The 15,137-nt window shown below is 72.4% G+C and carries 17 protein-coding genes; 8 read left to right on the forward strand and 9 right to left on the reverse strand.

Annotation, left to right across the window (positions count from 1 at the left end; all coding sequences use genetic code 11):
- Window positions 1–609 precede the first annotated feature (609 nt).
- The 4 genes from ACA511_RS22970 to ACA511_RS22985 all read left to right on the forward strand — a co-directional run bounded on the left by ACA511_RS22970 (window position 610) and on the right by ACA511_RS22985 (window position 3,614).
- The gene (locus ACA511_RS22970; protein WP_375026626.1) at window positions 610–1,404 is read left to right on the forward strand and encodes a phosphatase PAP2 family protein; all 795 of its coding nucleotides are present in this window, start codon (window positions 610–612) and stop codon (window positions 1,402–1,404) included.
- A gap of 213 nt (window positions 1,405–1,617) precedes the next feature.
- Window positions 1,618–2,229, forward strand: a complete 612-nt coding sequence (locus tag ACA511_RS22975; protein ID WP_375026627.1) for a Dps family protein — start codon at window positions 1,618–1,620, stop codon at window positions 2,227–2,229.
- Window positions 2,230–2,640: 411 nt separating this feature from the next.
- Window positions 2,641–3,213: a helix-turn-helix domain-containing protein gene (locus ACA511_RS22980; protein WP_375026628.1), complete on the forward strand. Its 573-nt coding sequence runs from the start codon at window positions 2,641–2,643 to the stop codon at window positions 3,211–3,213.
- 29 nt (window positions 3,214–3,242) lie between these two features.
- Entirely contained in the window at window positions 3,243–3,614 is a 372-nt protein-coding gene (locus ACA511_RS22985) for a hypothetical protein (protein ID WP_375026629.1), read from the forward strand.
- A gap of 201 nt (window positions 3,615–3,815) precedes the next feature.
- Here the strand turns inward: ACA511_RS22985 and ACA511_RS22990 are convergent, their stop codons facing one another.
- Entirely contained in the window at window positions 3,816–5,453 is a 1,638-nt protein-coding gene (locus tag ACA511_RS22990; RefSeq protein WP_375026630.1) for an acyl-CoA dehydrogenase family protein, read from the reverse strand.
- Between the two features lie 183 nt (window positions 5,454–5,636).
- On the opposite strand from ACA511_RS22990, the gene ACA511_RS22995 reads away from it, so the two are divergent.
- The gene (locus tag ACA511_RS22995) at window positions 5,637–6,341 is read left to right on the forward strand and encodes a DUF1707 domain-containing protein (RefSeq protein ID WP_375026631.1); all 705 of its coding nucleotides are present in this window, start codon (window positions 5,637–5,639) and stop codon (window positions 6,339–6,341) included.
- Window positions 6,342–6,343: 2 nt separating this feature from the next.
- Here ACA511_RS22995 and ACA511_RS23000 read toward each other — a convergent pair whose 3' ends face one another.
- From ACA511_RS23000 to ACA511_RS23025, 6 genes are all read right to left on the reverse strand, one after another.
- On the reverse strand, window positions 6,344–6,571 hold the full coding sequence (locus tag ACA511_RS23000) for a hypothetical protein (RefSeq protein WP_375026632.1): 228 nt from the start codon (window positions 6,569–6,571) through the stop codon (window positions 6,344–6,346).
- Between the two features lie 37 nt (window positions 6,572–6,608).
- Window positions 6,609–7,397, reverse strand: coding sequence for a sirohydrochlorin chelatase (locus ACA511_RS23005; RefSeq protein ID WP_375026633.1), 789 nt, complete (start codon window positions 7,395–7,397; stop codon window positions 6,609–6,611).
- Window positions 7,379–8,089, reverse strand: a complete 711-nt coding sequence (locus ACA511_RS23010; RefSeq protein ID WP_375026634.1) for a phosphoadenylyl-sulfate reductase — start codon at window positions 8,087–8,089, stop codon at window positions 7,379–7,381. The genes ACA511_RS23005 and ACA511_RS23010 overlap by 19 nt, the downstream gene beginning before the upstream one ends.
- 10 nt (window positions 8,090–8,099) lie before the next feature.
- Window positions 8,100–8,252: an Insertion element protein gene (locus tag ACA511_RS23015; RefSeq protein ID WP_375026635.1), complete on the reverse strand. Its 153-nt coding sequence runs from the start codon at window positions 8,250–8,252 to the stop codon at window positions 8,100–8,102.
- On the reverse strand, window positions 8,249–9,916 hold the full coding sequence (locus tag ACA511_RS23020) for a nitrite/sulfite reductase (RefSeq protein ID WP_375026636.1): 1,668 nt from the start codon (window positions 9,914–9,916) through the stop codon (window positions 8,249–8,251). Before ACA511_RS23020 ends, ACA511_RS23015 begins: the two co-directional genes overlap by 4 nt.
- Window positions 9,917–10,189: 273 nt before the next feature.
- The gene (locus tag ACA511_RS23025) at window positions 10,190–10,357 is read right to left on the reverse strand and encodes a hypothetical protein (RefSeq protein ID WP_375026637.1); all 168 of its coding nucleotides are present in this window, start codon (window positions 10,355–10,357) and stop codon (window positions 10,190–10,192) included.
- Window positions 10,358–10,601: 244 nt separating this feature from the next.
- Here ACA511_RS23025 and ACA511_RS23030 point away from each other — a divergent pair, with 244 nt between their 5' ends.
- From ACA511_RS23030 to ACA511_RS23040, 3 genes are read left to right on the forward strand one after another with little or no spacing between them, the layout of a single operon-like run.
- Entirely contained in the window at window positions 10,602–11,654 is a 1,053-nt protein-coding gene (locus ACA511_RS23030) for a YihY/virulence factor BrkB family protein (protein WP_375026638.1), read from the forward strand.
- A 39-nt stretch (window positions 11,655–11,693) separates the two neighbouring features.
- The gene (locus ACA511_RS23035) at window positions 11,694–12,677 is read left to right on the forward strand and encodes a phosphotriesterase (protein WP_375026639.1); all 984 of its coding nucleotides are present in this window, start codon (window positions 11,694–11,696) and stop codon (window positions 12,675–12,677) included.
- Window positions 12,678–12,710: 33 nt separating this feature from the next.
- Window positions 12,711–13,433 carry a phosphoribosyltransferase gene (locus ACA511_RS23040; RefSeq protein WP_375026640.1) on the forward strand — a complete coding sequence of 241 codons (723 nt, stop codon included), beginning with the start codon at window positions 12,711–12,713 and terminating at the stop codon, window positions 13,431–13,433.
- A gap of 290 nt (window positions 13,434–13,723) precedes the next feature.
- On the opposite strand, the gene ACA511_RS23045 is transcribed toward ACA511_RS23040, so the two are convergent.
- Window positions 13,724–14,020: a WhiB family transcriptional regulator gene (locus tag ACA511_RS23045; RefSeq protein WP_021600082.1), complete on the reverse strand. Its 297-nt coding sequence runs from the start codon at window positions 14,018–14,020 to the stop codon at window positions 13,724–13,726.
- Between the two features lie 184 nt (window positions 14,021–14,204).
- Window positions 14,205–15,119 (reverse strand): sucrase ferredoxin, encoded by a 915-nt coding sequence (locus ACA511_RS23050; RefSeq protein WP_375026641.1) that lies wholly within the window; start codon window positions 15,117–15,119, stop codon window positions 14,205–14,207.
- Between the last annotated feature and the right edge of the window lie 18 nt (window positions 15,120–15,137).

The following is a 15,137-nucleotide window of genomic DNA, read 5'->3' on the forward strand; positions in this document are numbered from 1 at the left end:
AGGCCGCTCATCGCGCGCTCAATATGCTGCATGGGCCACGCTGCCGAAGTCGGCGTCGTTCTCTGTCGACCTCTCTGGGCGAGTGCGAGATCGCCGGTCGGATGGTGGTGGTGGCCGGTGTCGTCGGCGACGCATTCGGAGCCGGGCATGGTGGGTGAAAGGCTTGCGGTGAGGCAGGTGCGGGAGGCGGTGGCGCGGCCGGCGAAGGGTCCGGCTCAAGCTCTGAGCTGCATGACCCGGCCTGTAACGGCGGAAGCCGGTCTAGGGAAATATGGGCATGATGTTGGCGGGGGACTGGTACGTGTCCGAGGTGTTCAGGGGTGCGGTCGGAGCCATTGCCGGTGTGGCCGCGCTATCGCGGCGATGGTCGCCCCCGGCGGGATACGGGGCATGATCAGCCCCCGGTGCACGCCGGCGGCCGGACGCCATATACGGTCGGCCGTTGAGCGGCTCGCATAGTCTCGCCGTGGCCGCTCGGAGTGAGAGAAAGGCTGAACCGTTCGCGCCCAGATCATATGCCCCGGGGGGCGACGCACCGGTCGTGGCCCCGACGCCGGACGGCCGCGCCGCGAGCGGCCGTGGCTCATCGGCGAGCTGGCGATCGTCTATGTGCTGCTCGAGGTGTACGGCTACGTCCGGAAGCTGGCCGATACCCGGTACGGGGCGGCGCTCGCCCATGGCCGGGACATCCTGGATTTGGAAGACCACCTCGGACTGGACGTCGAGCTCGCCGCCAACCGGTGGCTGACCCGGCACCATGACGTGTCGGAGGTGGCCGTCTGGATCTACCAGCACATGCACACCGGCCTCACGATGAGCGTCTTGCTGCTCTGCTACCTCGCCGGTCCGCGCGTCTACCGGCCCGCGCGCAACGCCCTCGTCCTGACGAACCTGGTCGGGCTGGGAGTGTTCTTCGCCCTACCGGTGATGCCGCCGCGCCTGCTTCCGAACGAGGGGTTCATCGACTCGGTGGCCCATGCCGGGTTCGGCGTCACCCACAGCCCCCCGCTGCCCGCCGACCAGTACGCGGCCATGCCGTCCCTGCACATGGCATGGGCCATCTGGCTGGCAGTGGTGATCATGGCACTGCTGTGGCGCTACCGCGTGCGATGGCTCGCCGTGCTGCATCCGATCACCACCTCCGTCGTCGTGGTCGTGACCGCCAACCACTACATCCTGGACGTGGTGGCCGGGGCGGCGGTGGCCATCGCGGCACTGCTGGCGACCGGCCTGGTCTGGGCCGGCACCGGGACGCCGTACGCCGGTGGCCAGCTGATCGCCCGCAAGCGGCGCGCTCCGGCACCGGACGCAGACGCCGTGGTGGACGAGCCCCCTCCCTCCCGGACGGCGACGCCCCGGGACGAACCCGAACCGGCGGGAAGCCGCGGAGAGAACACCCTCTAGCCAACGGGCCGGGCGGGTGTCCGGCGGGTCTTCCGCTCCGCCGGCGCAGCCATGCCCCTCGCTCCTGGTCACGGGCTCGCAGGGCGTGCGTCCACTGGAGGCGCCTCAAGGATTCTTTGTGTTCTGGTGGAGATTTCTGGGGTGATATTGCGGCGTTTTGGGCTATCACCATCACGTTTTGTTCGTCTCATGATCGTGAGAGGGGGCCGTCCGGTGTCCACCCAACGCACCAGCCGAAAGTCCGGTCAGCCGAGCAGCCAGCCGTGGGTTCATGTCGACGGGCGGGAGATCCAGGAGTTCGGCACGGTCCGGATGTTCCCGCTCGGCCTGTCGTTCGAGGCCCGGATGTACTCCTGCGAGAGGCTCAACCAGGTCCTCGCCGACACCCAGATCCTCTACAGCCTGTACAAGAAGCATCATTGGCTGATGCGGGGGCCGACCTTCTACCAGCTCCATCTCCTGCTCGACAAGCACGCGGACGAACAGCTCGCGCTGGTGGACCTGATCGCCGAACGGGTGCAGACCCTCGGCGGGGTCGCGGTCGGCGACCCGCGCCATGTCGCGGAGATCACTGCGATTCCGCGTCCGCCCAATGGCGCCGAAGAGGTTCCCGCGATGCTGTCGCGGCTGCTGGAGGGGCACGAGACGATCCTGGTCACCGCGCACGAGGCGGCCGCCCACGCCCAGGAGATGGGCGACGACGGCACCAATGACCTGCTGGTCTCCAGCGTCATCCGCACCGGTGAGCTGGAGTCGTGGTTCCTGATCGAGCACCTGGTCGACACCCCGCTGGTAGAGACGCCGCACAACGGCCGATCCCGGTGACCACCGGACGCGGCGGCTCCGCCCGAGGGGTCACTCTGGGCCCCGCGTTTCGGCGAGCGCGTCGCGGGAGGTGATGCCGAGTGCCACGCGGCCGCCTGAGTGACCCCGGTGAGGAACGCCGGGCGGCCTGCATGATCCGGGTCGTCGACGGAGGCAGTTCGGCGGCGAACGCGCTGCGGAACTTGTCAGCCCGCAGGTACTCGCGAGCGCTCCGCGGCGGGTGATCGTACGTCGAACCTGCATGGGCGGCGGGTCGGCGAGCCGACCGACTCGCCCGTAGGAGTGGCCGACCAGCACGGCCGGGCCGTCCAGAACGCGTCGGCGGTCAGATGCTCGTGGGCGACATAGAGCGCCGTTCGTTCCCGCCCTCCACCTGGGCATTCTCATTATCGATAGTGATAATGTGTGCGTGTGAGTCTTTCCAAGGAGCGCTGGGCGGACCTGGCGCTGCATCCGGTGCGGATCCGGATCCTGCGGTCGGTCGCCGGCGGGCGCCGCACCACGCGCGACGTCGCGAACCTGCTCCCGGACGTCCCGCAGGCGACGCTGTACCGGCACCTCGCCGCCCTGGTCAAGGGCGGTCTGCTGGAGGTGGTGGAGGAGCGCAGGGTCGGCGGCGTGGCCGAGCGCGTCTTCGCCCTGCCCTCCGGCGGCGCGGCGCTCGAAGGGGACGCGCTGGCCGCGGCGACGCCCGGTGACCACGAGCGCTACTTCACCGTGTTCGTCTCCAGCCTGCTGGCCGAGTTCGCCCGCTACCTGGCGCGCGAGCGGGTCGACCTGGTCGCCGACGGTGCCGGCTACCAGCAGGTGGTGCTGCACCTGGACGACGCCGAGTTCGCCGAGTTCGCCCGCGGTTTCGGCGAACTCCTGGAGCCCCTGCTCGGCAACGAACCGCGGGACGGGCGGGTGCCGCGGCTGCTCGCGACCGTGCTCATGCGCCTGGACACGCCGCCCTCGACACCGAACGACGACGCCGGCCCCTGAGACGGCCGGACGAAAAGAAAGGCCAAGCCATGGCAGAAGTGACGATCGCCGGCAACAGCGTCGACATCGATTTCGACGCCTGGGAGCGGCTCTGGACGCGGCGCGCGCGTGTGACGGTTCCGCTCGCCGCCATCACCCGGGCCACGTGCGTCGACGTGCCGCTGCGGGCCGCGCGCGGATCCCGCCGCGGGCTGGCCGTCTCGGGCTTCGCCAAGATCGGCGTCTGGGGCCTGGTGCGCGGCCCGCGGCTGCTCGTCTCAGCGCGCCGCGGACGCCCCGGCCTGCACCTGACCCTGGACCGCGCGATCAGCGGGGACGAGTTCGACGGCATCGTGCTGTCCCACCCGGACGCGACCCGGCTGGCCGAACGCATCCGCGCCGCCGCCGGGGCGCGGACGTGACGGCCGGGCTCCGCATCGACGTCGTCGGCCTGACGAGGCGGTTCGGTGACGCCACCGCCCTGGACGGGCTGGCTTCGCCGTCGAACCCGGCCGGATCACCGGGTTCCTCGCCCAGTTCAATAGCGGATGATCTTGCTCGGTGGTCGTGACCGGGCTCGTGAGGGGCTTGGCGAGCTCTGCTTGCTGATAATGAGCGCGGGGTCAGCCGAGCTTCGGGGTGGCGCGGTCGATGATCGGGGCGAGGTCGAGGCCCGCCGGGAGGGTGCCGAAGGCGGCGCCCCAGTCGCCGGCCAGGCGGGTCGCGCAGAAGGCGTCGGCTACGGCCGGGTGACCGTGCCTGACCAGCAGGGACGCCTGCAGGGTGAGAGCCATGCGCTCGACGATGCGGCGGGCCCGCATCTCGATGGTCTCCAGGTCCGCGAGGGACGTCTTGACCTCGCGGACGGCCGCGTCCAGCCGCGGATCGGCGCCGGCCGCCCGGTCGATCTCGGCGAACATCGCCTCGACGGTCTGCGGTTCCTTCGCCATGGCCCGCAGGACGTCCAGCGCCGCGACGTTGCCGGAGCCCTCCCAGATGGAGTTGAGCGGCGACTCGCGGAACAGGCGCGGCATGCCGGACTCCTCGACGTAGCCGTTGCCGCCCAGGCATTCGAGGGCCTCGGCGGCGTGCGCGGGCCAGCGCTTGCAGGTCCAGTACTTGCTGACCGCGAGCCCGAGGCGCTTGAACGCCGTCTCGGACGCGTCGCCGCGCACCGAGCGGTCGGTGGCGCCCGCCAGGCGCAGCATGGTGATCGTGGCGGCCTCGGACTCGATCGCGAGGTCGGCGAGGACGTTGCGCATCAGCGGCTGGTCGATCAGGTACCTGCCGAACGCCCTGCGGTGCGCGGCGTGGTGCGCGGCCGTCGCGACGCCGTGCCGCATCCCGGACGCCGCGCCGATCACGCAGTCGAGCCGGGTCATGTTGACCATCTCGATGATGGTGCGGACCCCGCGGCCCTCGTCCCCGACCCGCCAGGCGACCGCGTTGGCGTACTCCACCTCGGCGGACGCGTTGGACTTGTTGCCGAGCTTGTCCTTCAGCCGCATCAGCCGGAGCGGGTTGAGGGCGCCGTCCGGCAGGACGCGCGGGACGAGGAAGCAGGTCAGGCCGCCCGGCGCCTGCGCCAGGGTGAGGAACACGTCGCACATCGGGGCGCTGGTGAACCACTTGTGGCCGACGAGCCGGTACGTCCCGTCCGGCTGGGGCGCGGCCTGCGTGGTGTTGGCGCGGACGTCCGAGCCGCCCTGCTTCTCCGTCATGGACATGCCGGCGAGCAGCGCGGTCTTGGTGAGCGGGGCGCGCAGCCCGAAGTCGTACCCGGGTTCGGCGAGGAGGGGCTCGTACTGCGCGGCCAGCTCGGGGGACTGCCGCAGCGCGGGGACGGCCGCGTACGTCATCGAGATCGGGCAGCCGTGCCCGGCGTCGACGCGCCAGGTGTAGAACTTCGCGGCCCGCGCGACGTGGGCGCCCTCGCGGGGGTCGGCCCACGCGGAGCCGTGCAGGCCGTGCGTCACCGCGACGGTCATCAGCTCGTGCCAGGCCGGGTGGAACTCGACCTCGTCGATCCGGTTCCCGTAGCGGTCGTGCGTGCGCAGGACGGGCGGGTTCTCGTTCGCGAGGCGCCCCCACTCCTGGGCCCGCTCGGTGCCCGCCAGCCGGCCCAGCTCGCGCACCTCGGCCTCGGCCCAGCCCGCGCCCTCGCGCGCCAGACCGTCCAGCAGGACGGCCTCGTCGGCGACGTCGTGCCCCGCCAGCGGCGGAACCTGGTTGACCACCTCGTGTGTCGCGCTGCCGCCCACAGTGCCGTCCTCCCGAGCCGATCCGGTGCGTTCACGCCGTCGCCCCGCAGGATACAGAACCTCGTTCGGGCCACGTGAGATCATGCCTGTACCGTGGCCTGACGTCCATCCTCCTCAAGTGGTGGGGCGATCTCGTCCCCCCGGCGGATTGTCGCGCGGCGGCGGGGGCATACCTTCGGAAGCATGAGTCAGTCCAGCCCGCAGCCCGAGCGGTCCTGCGCCGGCCGCCCGCCGGCCAGGCGGCAGGACGTTCACCCCGGCCGGCCCGAGCCCCGCGACCTGACGTCCGCGCCCGACGCGATCCGGGCGTCCGACGCCGAGCGGGAGGCCGTCGTCGAGCGGCTGCGGATCGCCTCCGTGGAGGGGCGGCTCACCTTCGAGGAGCTGACCGATCGCACGGAGGCCGCCTACTCGGCGGTGAGCCGCGGCGAGCTGGAGCACATCACCGCCGACCTCCCCGGCATGGGCGCGCCCGGCGCCAACCCCGCGCCCATCCAGGTCAAGCGCCGCTTCAGCGCCGTGATGGGCGACTGCAAGGAGCGCATCGTCGGCCGCATCGACGGGCCGCTGGAGGCCGTGTCGGTGATGGGCGACGTCGAGCTCGACCTGCGCGGCGCCCAGGTCCCGAGCGGCGAGGTGCTCATCACCGCGACCGCCGTGATGGGCGACGTCAAGATCATCGTTCCGGACGGCGTCAGCGTCGAGCTGTCCGGCCGCAACTTCCTCGGCGACCGCAAGGTCAACGTCCGCGACCCGCACCCCGGCGCCCGCGTCCCGGTCGTCCGCGTCGCCGCGACCGCCGTGATGGGCGACATCAAGATCGTCGACGACGCGCACCACGCGCCCGTCCGCCGCGCCGTCGCCGACTGGTGGAAGGACCGCGGGTAGCGTCAGCGGCTGTCGTCGCCGCGCTCGGCCTCCTCGACGCCCGCCTCGTCCGGCGGCAGCGTGTCGGGATGCTCGTAGCGGACGCCGGGCGTGCCCGTGCCGCTCGTCTCCTCGCGGCCGGCGGCGGGCACGGTGCGGCCGCGGGCGTCCGAGCGCTCGTTCACCGGCGCGAACTCGCGGTCGTGGGTCTCCTTGGGCGCGTGGCCGGTGTCTCGATCCTCGCGTTCCATGGCAGCCCGCATACCCCCTCGTCCGGCCGCCGAACGCCTAGACGGCCGTGGCGCGGCGTACGGTCTCCAGCGCCTGGTCGTAGCGGCGGCCGATCAGTTCGGCGACCTCCGGGGCCGCGCCGAGGACCGGGGAGACCGCGGCGGCGCCGGCCGCCAGGGTCTCGGCGCGGACCTTGTCGGCGAAGTGGCCGGGCGCCAGGAAGTAGGACGCGACGGCCACCCGCGGGGCGCCCGCGTCGAGCAGCCCCGCCACGGCCTCGCCCGGTTTCGGGCCGGCCGCCGACGCGTAGGCCGGGACGGCGTCCCGCCACCCCCGCGACCGCCACTCGCGCGCCAGGCACGCGATCGTGGCGTTCGCGGACGCGTCGCTGGAGCCCGCCGAGACGAGGACGACGGCCGTGTCCGGGTCGCCGGGCGGCACGCCCGCCTCGGACAGGCGGCGCTCCAGGGCGTCCATGAGGAGCGGGTGCGGGCCCAGCGTCCCGGCCGTGCGCAGGTCCAGCCGCGGATGCAGGGCGCGGACCCGGTTCAGGACGCCCGGGACGTCGGTCTTGCTGTGGTAGGCGGCGGTGAGCAGCAGCGGCAGCACGACCGCCTCGCCCGCGCCGTCCCGGGCCAGGCCGTCCAGCACCCGGTCGGGCGCCGGCGGCGCGTGGTCGAGGAACGCCGCGTGCACGGGCACGTCCGGGCGGCGCGCCCGGACGGCGTCGAGCAGCGCCGCGACGGTCGCGGCGGCGCGGGGGTCCCTGCTCCCGTGCGCGACCGCGACCATCGGCGCCGCCGCAGGACGCGCGGCGGAGGGCACGCTCACAGGTGGATACCGCATTCGGTCTTGCCCATTCCGGCCCAGCGGCCGCTGCGCGGGTCCTCGCCGGGCGAGACCGGGCGGGTGCACGGCGCGCAGCCGATCGAGGGGTAGCCGTCGTAGTGCAGCGGGTTGACGAGCACCCCGTTGTCCTCGATGTAGTCGTCCATCTCGTCCTGGGTCCAGTCCAGGATGGGGTTGACCTTGACCATGCCGCGCTTGCGGTCCCACTCGACGACCCTCCGCTCGCGGCGGCTCGCGGTCTCGTCCCGGCGGATGCCGCTGAACCACGCCATGTAGCCCTCCAGCGCGCGGCCGAGCGGCTCCACCTTGCGCAGGTGGCAGCACAGGTCGGGGTTGCGGCCGAACAGCCGGGGGCCGAGCGCGGCCTCCTGCTCCTCGACCGTCCGGGACGGGGTGACGTTGATGACGTTCACCGGGTAGACGGCCTCGACGGCGTCCCGGGTGCCGACCGTCTCGGCGAAGTGGTAGCCGGTGTCGACGAACAGGACGTCGATGCCGGGCTTCACCTTCGACACCAGGTGGATCAGCGCCGCGTCCGACATGGACGAGGTGAGGCAGATGCGGTCGCCGAACGTGGCGACGGCCCAGCGGATGACCTCCAGCGTGGGCGCGCCGTCCAGCGCGCGGGCGGCCGATTCGACGATGTCTTCGAGGTCGAGGGTAGGTCTGTCGGTCTCCAGAAGAGTCACCGATGATCTCCTAGCTCGCGGTGCGGGGAGCTCCGACACCGAGGAATTTCAGCGTGAAGTTGCGGAGGCAGTCGGGGCAGGACCAGGAACCGTGCTCCTCGCGCGGTTCCAGGTTCTCCTCGCCGCAGTACGGGCAGTAGAACGGCGCCATGCGCTCGCTCATTTGAGGTCCGCTTCGTCGGCGCGGTGCACCCACTCGGCGAACGTCTCGCCGGCGTCGCGCTGCTTGTCGAAGTTGCGGACGACCCGCTCCACGTAGTCGGTCAGCCCGGCCGAGGTGGTCTTCAGCCCGCGGACCTTCTTGCCGAACGACGCGCCGAGCTGCCCGCCCAGGTGGATCTGGAAGCCCTCGACCTGGTCGCCGTTCTCGTCCACGACGAGCTGGCCCTTGAGCCCGATGTCGGCGACCTGGATGCGGGCGCACGCGTTCGGGCAGCCGTTCACGTTGATCGTGAGCGGCTGCTCGAAGTCGGGGAGCCGCTTCTCCAGCTCGTCGATCAGGTCCATGGCGCGCTGCTTGGTGTCGACGATCGCGAGCTTGCAGTACTCGATGCCCGTGCACGCCATCGTCTGGCGGCGGAACGTGGACGGACGCACCTGGAGGTCGTGCTCGGCCAGCGCGTCGGCGAGCGCCTCGGTGCTCTCCTCCGGGACGTCCAGGATGACCATCTTCTGCTCGATGGTCGTCCGGACCCGGCCGGAGCCGTAGCGCTCGGCGAGGTCGCCGATGACGCCGAGCATCTCGCCGCTGACCCGTCCCACGCGCGGGGTGAACCCGACGTAGAAGTCGCCGTCCTGCTGCGGGTGGATGCCGACGTGGTCGCGGCGGGCGAGCGGCGGGGCCGGCTCGGGGCCGTTCGGCAGCGCGTACCCGAGGTACTCCTTCTCCAGCACCTCGCGGAACCTCTCCGCGCCCCAGTCCTTCATGAGGAACTTCAGCCGGGCGCGGCTGCGCAGCCGCCGGTAGCCGTAGTCGCGGAAGATCGACGTGACGCCGTGCCACACCTCGCTGGTCTGCTCCGGCCTGACGAACACGCCGAGGCTCTGCGCGAAGATCGGGTTGGTGGACAGGCCGCCGCCGACGAACACCTGGTAGCCGGTCTCGCCCTCCTCGTTCACCACGCCCACGAACCCGATGTCGTTGATCTCGTGGACGGTGCAGTGCGAGGTGCAGCCCGACAGCGCCGTCTTGTACTTGCGCGGCAGGTTGGAGAACTCGGGGGAGCCGATGTAGCGGTCGTGGATCTCGCGCAGGTCGCGGGTCGCGTCGATCACCTCGTCGGCGGCGATGCCGGCCAGCGGACAGCCGATGATCGTGCGCGGGACGTCCCCGCACGCCTCCATCGTGTGCAGCCCGACGGCTTCGAGGGCGTCCCAGATCGCCGGGACGTCCTCGATCCGCACCCAGTGCAGCTGGACGTTCTGCCGGTCGGTGATGTCGGCCGTGCCGCGCGCGTACCGGGTGGAGATGTCGGCGATCGTGCGGAGCTGCGGGCCGCTCAGCTGCCCGCCGTCGATCCGCACCCGCATCATGAAGTAGCGGTCCTCGAGCTCCTCGTCCTCCAGCGCGCCGGTCTTGCCGCCGTCGATGCCGGGCTTGCGCTGGGTGTAGAGGCCCATCCAGCGGAACCGGCCGCGCAGGTCGGCCGGGTCGATCGAGTCGAAGCCGCTCTTGGAGTAGATCTCGACGATGCGGCGGCGGACGTTCAGGCCGTCGTCGTTCTTCTTGTTCTCTTCGTTCTTGTTGAGCGGTTCCCGGTAACCCAGGGCCCACTGGCCCTCGGCCTTCTTGCGCTTGATCGCGGGTGGCACGGCGCGCGTCCTCATCTGTGGGTCGTGAGGGACGCGTAGCGCACCGGCAGTCTCGGACGGCCGGCTCAACGCTGAGCAGGATCAGGTCAAAGGTGTCGCCGATGCACCACGCGCCCGCTGAGCAGGGGGCGTGGTCGGGGCGTCACCGACAGATCGCGCTGCGGACGCGCAGAAAGTCCACGTGGCGGCGCTTGGCCAGCAACGGGTCCGCAGCAGTCATACTCGAACTCTGACATGACGTCTCGCGCACTGTCCAGTGACGTCCGGCATCCGGACACGTGAGATGTGTCATCCCTGCCGCCTCCAGTTCACCCGCGGCTCGGCGTCGTCGCCGGCGCGGGCGCCCGGCCGCCGCTCGCCGCCGGGCGTCGCGGGCGGCGGCAGGTGCTGGCAGTCGCACCAGGACCCGCCGCGGCACTCCCCGTGGCGGCGCTCCCGGCAGGACTGGCAGATCATGTCTCCATTGTCACCCATGGAGCCGGGTGCCCGGTTCGCGACCGGGTGGCCGGACGCGGACGATCATGGTCCGGGCGACGTTCCGGGCCGTCGAACCGGGTATGGGCAGTGGCATGTGCGGGGGAGGGGGCCCGTGGCGAGACGATCGGACGGGGGAGGCGAGCGGCTCGCGAAACGCGGAGCGGAGCACCGAGATGGGCGAGGCGGCATGTTCCGGGCGCGGGACGCTCTACGGTGGGGCGGTGTGACGACCGTCTCCGACGCCGAGGGCGTCCCCTCGGCTGGGGACTCCGACTCCGCACGGGGCCCGCGCGGCCCCCGCCCGCGCGTACCCCGCCGCCTGATCGCGCACGCCCGCTCGGCCGCGCGCACGGGAGGCCGCGTCGGCTGGCTCCTGGTCAAGGGGACCGCGGTCGGCGCGTTCCGGTACCGGGTGACCGGCCTCGCGGCCGAGGCCGCGTTCTTCGCGCTGCTGTCGCTGCCGCCCCTCGTCATCGGGCTGATCGGCACGATGGGCCACCTGCGCGGGCTCTTCGGCGCGGACACCGTGACGGAGATCCGCTCGTGGCTGATCAAGCAGGCGCAGACCGTCCTGACGGGCCCCGCGGTCGACTCCGTCGTCGTCCCGCTGATCGACGACGTGATCCGGGGCGGCAGTCCCGACATCGTGTCCGTCAGCTTCCTGATCTCGCTCTGGGCGGGGTCGCGGGCGACGAACGTCTACGTCGACACGATCACCATCGCCTACGGGCTGTCCGGCCTCCGCGGGGTGATCCGCACCCGGACGCGCGCGTTCGTCCTCTACCTCATCGGGCTGCTGGTCTTCCTGATCGTCATCCCGCTGCTGGTGGCCGGGCCCGCGCTGGTGCGGCAGGCGCTGCCGGAGAGCGCCGAGGTCGTCCAGGGCCTGTACTGGCCGGTCGTGGTGACCCTGTCGATCGTCTTCCTCGCGCTGCTGTACCACACGAGCGTCCCGGTGCGGACGGCCTGGTGGCGCGAGGTCCCGGGCGCCGTGCTGGCACTGCTGATCTGGATCGTCGGCAGCGTCAGCCTCCGGCTCTACCTGGCCGGGTCGCTGAGCGGGGTGTCGGTGTACGGGTCGCTCGCCGCGGCGATCGCGGTGCTCGCCTGGCTGTACGTGGCGGCGCTCGCGGTGCTGATCGGGGCCGCGCTGAACGCCGAGATCGACCGGCTGTGGCCGAGCGGCGACACCGCCCGGGCGCGCGCCGTGCGGGACGCGCAGACCGAGCAGGTGCCGCGGGACCAGGGGAGCACGGGTAAAAACAACCTCGAATAGGGCTTTGAATAGGTCAAACATGTCGTAACCTCGCCTGTCATGACCCCTCGTGAGGAGCCCGGCCGGCTGCGGACCGTGACCGGCACGATCGCGACGTCCGACATCACCGGCCCGGTGCTCTCCCACGAGCACCTCCAGCTGGACCTGCGCTGGCCGGCGCGCCCCCAGCTGGTCGAGTCCGACCCGGGCCGCTGGCTGGACGAGGAGAAGGCCGTCCAGCGCGAGCTGTCGACGCTGCGCAAGGAGCACGGCCTCGGCCTCGTCGTCGACCTGACGTCCGCGGGCATGGGCCGCAACGCCGCCGCGCTCGCCCGGATCAGCGCCGGCTCCCGGGTGGCCGTGGTCGCCGGGACGGGCGTGTTCACCGAGCCGTTCCACCCCGTGTTCGTCCGCGAGGCCCTCGCCGGGACGGGCGCCGAGGGGCCGGCGGGCGTCGAGCGGCTCGCCGAGCGGCTGCTCGCCGAGGTCGGCTTCGGCATGGACGGTACCAACTCCCTGCCCGGCGTCATCGGCGAGATCGGCACCTGGGGCGAGGCGCCGACCGAGACCGAGGAGCTGTGCCTGCGCGCGGCCGCGCGGGCGGCCCGCTACTCGGGGCTGTCCGTGGCGACCTACGGCCGGGCGGGGCTCGCCCAGCTGGAGATCCTGACCGGCGCCGGGCTGTCCCCGGACCGGGTCGCGGTCGGCCAGCAGGACCGGGTGGACGACCCCGGCCAGCACCGCAAGATCGCCGAGTCGGGCGGCTACGTCTCGTTCGGCACGCTCGGCCTCGCCGGGGAGGACCGCGCCGCCGTCGCCGCCCGCGTCCGCGGCGTGCTGGACCTGCTGGAGGCCGGGCACGCCGACCGGGTGCTGCTGAGCACCGGCGTGTCCCGGATGGCGCAGATCGGCCGCTACGGCGGCGCGGGCTTCGGCTACCTCTTCGAGACGTTCCTGCCCGCGCTGCGCGCCGCGGGCGCCGACGAGGCCACCCTGGACGCCGTCCTGCGCGACAACCCCCTGAGGTGGCTCACGGGTTCGTGAGTGGGTAGGGGAACCCCGGAAGGGGGTGTCCCCATGTCCCGGAACAGACCCGCACGAGAGGGCTTCCAGCGGGCGGAGACCGTCCGGCTCCCCTACGCCGACCGCGCCGAGGCGGGGCGCGTCCTCGCCGAGCGCCTCGTCCCCCTCGGGCTGGAGGGCGCGGCCGTCCTCGCCCTGCCGCGCGGCGGCGTCCCCGTCGGGTACGAGGTCGCGCGGCGGCTCGGGTCCCGGCTCGACGTCCTGGTGACCCGCAAGATCGGGTTCCCGCCGCAGCCGGAGCTCGGCGTCGGGGCGATCGCCGAGGGCGGCTCCCCGGTGTTCGACGGCGAGCTGCTGTCGCGGCTCGGGCTCCGCCCGGAGGACCTGGCCGCCACGGTGGCGGCCGAGCGCGCCGAGCTGGACCGCAGGGTGGCCGCCTACCGGCGCGGCCGCGCGCTGCCGGAGATCGCCGGCCGCCCGGTGATCGTGGTGGACGACGGGCTCGCGACCGGCGGCACCGCCCGCGCGGCGCTGCGGGCGCTGCGGGAGCGCGGGCCGTCCCGGCTGGTGCTGGCGGTGCCGGTGGGCGCCGCGGAGACCGTACGCGCGCTGGAGGCCGAGGCGGACGAGGCGGTCGTCCCGGCGGCGCCGTGGGCGTTCCGCGCCGTCGGCCAGTGGTACCGCGATTTCGGCCAGCTCACCGACGCCGACGTGACGGCGTGGCTGGAGCGCGCCGGGCATCCCGGCGGCGGCCCGGCGGGACCGGCGTCCGACTGAGCGGCCCGAGCGGGGTGGCCGGGGGTGTGAGCCGCCCCACGTGAAATGGTGTGCGGCGAATTTCGGTGAATGCGTCACATCGCGGAGTCGTCTGCGGTAAAAGACCATCCCGAGCGGAATGTCGTAGCACGATGTAACCCTACTGTGATGCAGATGTGACTGCGCGCCCCGCTCCGGCCGGGGGCGGCCGGAGCCGGGCAACGCAAACGGCCCCGCGGAGCGGGGCCGTGTCGTTTTTCAGGTGGCGTGCCGGGGATCGCGATTGGGAGCGTTCTGGCGGCCTGCGCGCGCTAGGCGGCGTTGGCGCGGCGCATCCGGCGACGGCGCTCGGATGCGCGCTCGTCCTCGTTCAGACCGCCCCACGTGCCGTACTTCTCGGGCCGGGACACCGCGTAGTCCAGGCACTCCGTGCGGACCGGGCAGCCCATGCAGATCTGCTTGGCCTTGCGCTCGCGGATCTCGCGCTCGGGCTGGCGTTCGCCGTCGGGACCGAAGAAGAGGACGAGGTCTTCCCCCCGGCACGCCGCGGCGTCCTGCCAGCCCCAGCTGGGACGAGGGAGGTTTGCCTGCCGACGTACCTGAGCCATGGAACACCCACCTTGATTGGTTTCGAACAAAAACGGGACATGGACGCTCGACGAGCTTCAGGTGACATCAGTCAGAAGCGCCGATTGTTCCAACGTCTGGAGTTGCCGCTCTGTTCCCCGTCCGGTTACTCCGGAAACCTGGGGACGTGCGACACCGAGACCCTCGAATGGGGCCTCAAGGAGATTACACGAGGGCCGCCTCGTTGAGAAGGGTGAGTTCCCTAACAACATGGGTTCGCAAGTTCTCCCCGCAGTCCGGACCGCACGGATCGGACTGCTGGACGGCCTCCAGGGCCACCCGGTAACGGCTCTGCCGCGCGGCAACGACCGCTTCGTACCGGGTCGTACCGGTGACCGACTCCACGGACACCTCGTCCACACCGAGGAGGCCCGTGTGCGCCCGCACGAAGTGCTCGGCCGCCTGCGCCGGCTCGGGCAGCCCCGCCCGCCCGCGCAGCCGGTCGAGGACGACCTCGCCGCGCAGATAGGCGTCCGCCGCCGTCAGGGCCTCGGTCTCGCCGAGGTCGCCGTAGTAGAGCCCGTGAGGAAGACACACCATATTCGCCGCAAATCGGTCACCGCCGACATGAGTGGTTTCCCATACGAGGCGCTCGAAACGTGCGGCGAGCGCGCGGGCCAGCGGCGCCCCGGTGCGCGCGCAGCAGGCGTTGTGCCGCCCGTGCGTGCAGGCGAGCAGCACCGGCCCGGCCGGCTCGCCCGTGCCCGGGGACAGGCCCGGCGAGCGGCCCGCGGCGAGCGCGGCCAGGTCGAGCGCCGCCAGCTCCGCCGGGTCGGCCAGCTCGCGCCCCTCCATCCAGACCTCGGCGCCGCGCGAGAAGGCGGCGTAGACCTGGACCGGCGGGGTCGCGCGCCGGCGGCCCGGCCGGCGGATCAGCTGCGGCCGCACGCCCGCCTTCTTCGCGGCGCGCACGGCGTCCGCCACCGGATCCGGGCCGGGCAGGTCGGTCACGTTCTCGGGCCAGGGGCCGGGGTGCTCCACGAGCAGCCAGGAGCGCGCCTTCACGGTCGCGCTCGCCAGGCAGGCCCGCTCGCCCGTGTGGCTTCCCGGGCAGTGCCCGCAGCCCTTCCCCCGTGTCACCCGTTCCCCCCGCCGGTC

The organism is Actinomadura sp. GTD37, from assembly GCF_041951365.1.
GTDB lineage: Bacteria > Actinomycetota > Actinomycetes > Streptosporangiales > Streptosporangiaceae > Spirillospora.